The following is a 3,213-nucleotide window of genomic DNA, read 5'->3' on the forward strand; positions in this document are numbered from 1 at the left end:
TTGTGAGTTCCTCGAGCTGGACGAGCAGGTCGCCGAGAGCTTGCAGCTCCAGCCGTCCCGCGGCACTGACCCCGCACTTATGTCCGACCCCACGATCTACCGGTTCGTCGAGGCATTGTCCGTATACGGACCCGCTCTCAAAGAGCTCATCCACGAAGAGTTCGGTGATGGAATCATGAGCGCCATCAACTTCCGCATCGACCTCTCGCGTCGCCCGGATCCCGAAGGTGACCGCGTCGTCGTTACTTTCGACGGCAAATTCCTCGACTACAAATGGTGACCTCGATTCTCCACGCCGGACAGGACCATGTACGACCGATTCCTTAAGGACCTGATCCAGCGGTGGTCCGCTGGCACCAAGGGCTACACGTCCTGACCGACCGTCAGCCGGTAGTGCTCAGCTATCTCGTCGCTCGTGGTCAACCAGATGTCGGGTTGCGCCGCGAGGTACTCCAGCGCCTGGTCGAAGTACTTGGCCCGGAAGGCTTGGCCGGTCACGAACGGGTGCAGGGCCAACGCCATGACCCGGCCGCCTGGCGCGGAGTCGGCGTGTAGCGTCTCGTATTGGTCCTTGACGACCTGTAAGAACTCCGGCCCGGTGGCGCCCCTGCCAAAGAGCATCAGGTCGTTGAGTTCGACCGAGTACGGGACGCTGATCATGCCGGGCACGTTCAACCGGTAGGGCTGGTCGTCGTTCGTCCAGTCCAGCAGGTAGTTCAGCCCGAGCTCGGCGAGCAGGGCCGGGGTGTTGAACGTCTCGGTCAGACCAGGACCCATCCACCCATGTGGCCGGTGCCCGGTCGCGGTAGCGATGGTGTCGATGACATCGGTGAGGAAGCGGAGTTCCTCACCGCGGGTCATGTCGGTCTGAAGGATGGAGTTGGTCTGCCCGTGCGCGAGCCACGCCCAGTTCCGGCTCAGGCCGGCTTTGATGATCTGGGGGTAGTGCTCAGCAACGGCTGAGTTCAATAACACGCTTGCACGGAAGCCGTGCCGGTCCAGACTCTCCATCATGCGCCAAATACCAACCCGGGGCCCGTAGTCGCGCCAGCCGTAGTTGAGCGCGTCGGGGACGAGCTCCGCGGTACCGGGCCAGATGCTTGTGGATGGGCGATCAAGCAGGAAGTGCTCGACGTTGAGGCCGATGTAGACAGCGACACTGGCGCCGTTGGGCCAGGTGATGGTGGGACGCTCGGTGATCGGACTGTAGTCGAAGAGTTCGTTGTCCATCGTGTTCGTCATGCCGATACGGTAGAAGCTGACATCCGTGTCAAGTTCAAATCCCGAGTACATCCGGAGGTTGAGATGCGGATCGGTGAGTTGTCACGCCGTACCGGAGTGAGCCAACGGTCGCTGCGCTACTACGAGCAACAGGGGTTGCTCAGTGCGGACCGTACGCCCGGCGGCCAGCGAGAGTTTCCCGACCACGCGGTCGACCGGGTGATTCGCATCCAGGAGCTGTTCGCCGCGGGCTTGCACAGTAAGAAGATCGCGCAGATCCTCCCGTGCATGCGGGACTCGGATGGTGGCCCCTCCGAGATAGCCACCCCTCGGCTCGTCGCCGACCTGACCGCCGAACGCAACCGCATTGACCGAATGATCGCCGAGCTGACCAATTCTCGCGAGGTCCTTGACGATGTGATCGACACCGCGTCAGGACGTCAGCGTTCCGCACCAATGTGATGCATGGAGTCTCTGCGGCACCGGCACCGAGGACTACTTCGGCGGAGCGTGGAACTTCGACGTCCAGGGACAGGGCTACACCAGCTTCACCACGCCGTACCTGGGTCTCAACCAGATCCTCAAGCCGGACGGCCTCTACAGCAGCCAGCAGCGATTCGGCATGTATCGCTGGCACATCCCGGACCCGATCCGGTTCACCGAAGACCTCCGAGTCACCATCCAAAGCCTCGGCATCGGCCCGGGCCATCACAACGGACTCCGGCACCGCTACCGGCCTACCAGCGACGACATCGCGTCCACCGCGTTGTTCTACCTCGACTCTCCGGCCCTTCCGGCCCGGCCGCCCGCGCCCGGCTTACTCACCATGGAGGTGGATTAACGATCACGAGCCGCTCCCTCGAGCCGGACTCCGGCTACCACATCGATCAGATCTCCCGACAACCACGATAACGGCGTCGCTCGACAACCGGGTTCGAAGAAGGTGGGGATCCTTGGTGTGGATTGTCGTGTGCGCCAGTCTGCCGATCGTCTTCGTAGTAGAAGGCCGGTGACCACGGTGGTAACCGGCAGGCTGACGTCGGAGCGTCCGGCGCGGACCTGACCTAGGAGGAGCCTCGATGACATCGACAGCCAAACCCAGCCCGATCCCGGACACGTACCGGAGGGTCACCCCGTGTCTAGTGGTGCGCGGCGCCGCCAAGGCACTTGAGTTCTACGCCGACGTATTCGGAGCGACCGAACGGATGCGCTTCCCCGGTCCAGACGGGACTATCGCACACGCCGAGATCCAGATCGGGGACTCGGTCATCATTGTGGAGGATGAATCTCCCATGATGGGCACCCAGGCGCCGCCGCCCGACGGCCTCGCCGGCTCCCCGTCGTTTCAGTTCATCTATGTTGAGGATGTCGACGCCGTGGTTGCGCGCGCCGTAGAGCTCGGCGCGACACTGAAGCGGGCGCCGCAGGACCAGTTCTATGGTGACCGGGACGGCCACATTCTCGACCCGTTCGGCCACACGTGGACCGTGGCGTCGCATGTGGAGGACGTGACGCCGGATGAGATGACGCGTCGGATGGCCGAGATGCAGAGTGAGGGGGCTTGATCCAATGAAATACGTGCTGTTATTCGTGGAGACCGAGCAGTTCATGAACGATCTGGACGCCATGAGCCAGAGCGAGCGCGAGCGCGCATACCAGCGGGTCGACGAGTGGTTCGCTGCCCATTCCGACAAGATTCGGGGTGGTCAGAAACTCCAGGGGCCACAGACCGCGACCACGGTCCGGCTGGAGGGCGGCGAGCCGGTCGTCGTCGACGGGCCGTTCGTGGAGGGCAAGGAAGTGGTCAGCGGATATACCGAGATCGACGTCGCCGATCTCGATGAGGCTCTACGCGTGGCCAAGGCCTGGCCCGGCTGCCCCGTCGTCGAGATCCGACCGGTGGAGTGAACGGGCCGGTGACGGACGTTCCGCACACTGAGCTTTCCCGCGTGGTCCGGGAGCACGCGGGAAAGCTGGCTGCGTCACTGATGC

At 63.4% G+C, this 3,213-nt stretch carries 5 protein-coding genes and 1 pseudogene; 5 read left to right on the forward strand and 1 reads right to left on the reverse strand.

The window, feature by feature from the left end; genetic code table 11:
• Window positions 1–280 (forward strand): cyanase (gene cynS / locus ELR45_RS40710; RefSeq protein ID WP_240759438.1); only part of this gene is annotated, 280 nt, incomplete at its 5' end.
• An 83-nt stretch (window positions 281–363) separates the two neighbouring features.
• On the opposite strand, the gene ELR45_RS10115 is transcribed toward cynS, so the two are convergent.
• Window positions 364–1,230 carry a polysaccharide deacetylase family protein gene (locus ELR45_RS10115; protein ID WP_129665866.1) on the reverse strand — a complete coding sequence of 289 codons (867 nt, stop codon included), beginning with the start codon at window positions 1,228–1,230 and terminating at the stop codon, window positions 364–366.
• A 75-nt stretch (window positions 1,231–1,305) separates the two neighbouring features.
• Here ELR45_RS10115 and ELR45_RS10120 point away from each other — a divergent pair, with 75 nt between their 5' ends.
• From ELR45_RS10120 to ELR45_RS10135, 4 genes and pseudogenes are all read left to right on the forward strand, one after another.
• Window positions 1,306–1,683 carry a MerR family transcriptional regulator gene (locus ELR45_RS10120; protein WP_129665594.1) on the forward strand — a complete coding sequence of 126 codons (378 nt, stop codon included), beginning with the start codon at window positions 1,306–1,308 and terminating at the stop codon, window positions 1,681–1,683.
• A 7-nt stretch (window positions 1,684–1,690) separates the two neighbouring features.
• Window positions 1,691–2,062 (forward strand): annotated as a pseudogene (locus tag ELR45_RS10125) (DUF2961 domain-containing protein); the annotation flags it as partial.
• Between the two features lie 238 nt (window positions 2,063–2,300).
• Window positions 2,301–2,786: a VOC family protein gene (locus ELR45_RS10130; protein WP_129665596.1), complete on the forward strand. Its 486-nt coding sequence runs from the start codon at window positions 2,301–2,303 to the stop codon at window positions 2,784–2,786.
• A gap of 4 nt (window positions 2,787–2,790) precedes the next feature.
• The gene (locus ELR45_RS10135) at window positions 2,791–3,129 is read left to right on the forward strand and encodes a YciI family protein (protein WP_129665598.1); all 339 of its coding nucleotides are present in this window, start codon (window positions 2,791–2,793) and stop codon (window positions 3,127–3,129) included.
• The last annotated feature ends 84 nt before the right edge of the window (window positions 3,130–3,213 follow it).

Origin of the sequence: Phytoactinopolyspora endophytica (assembly GCF_004138495.1) — a bacterium.
Lineage (GTDB): Bacteria > Actinomycetota > Actinomycetes > Jiangellales > Jiangellaceae > Phytoactinopolyspora > Phytoactinopolyspora endophytica.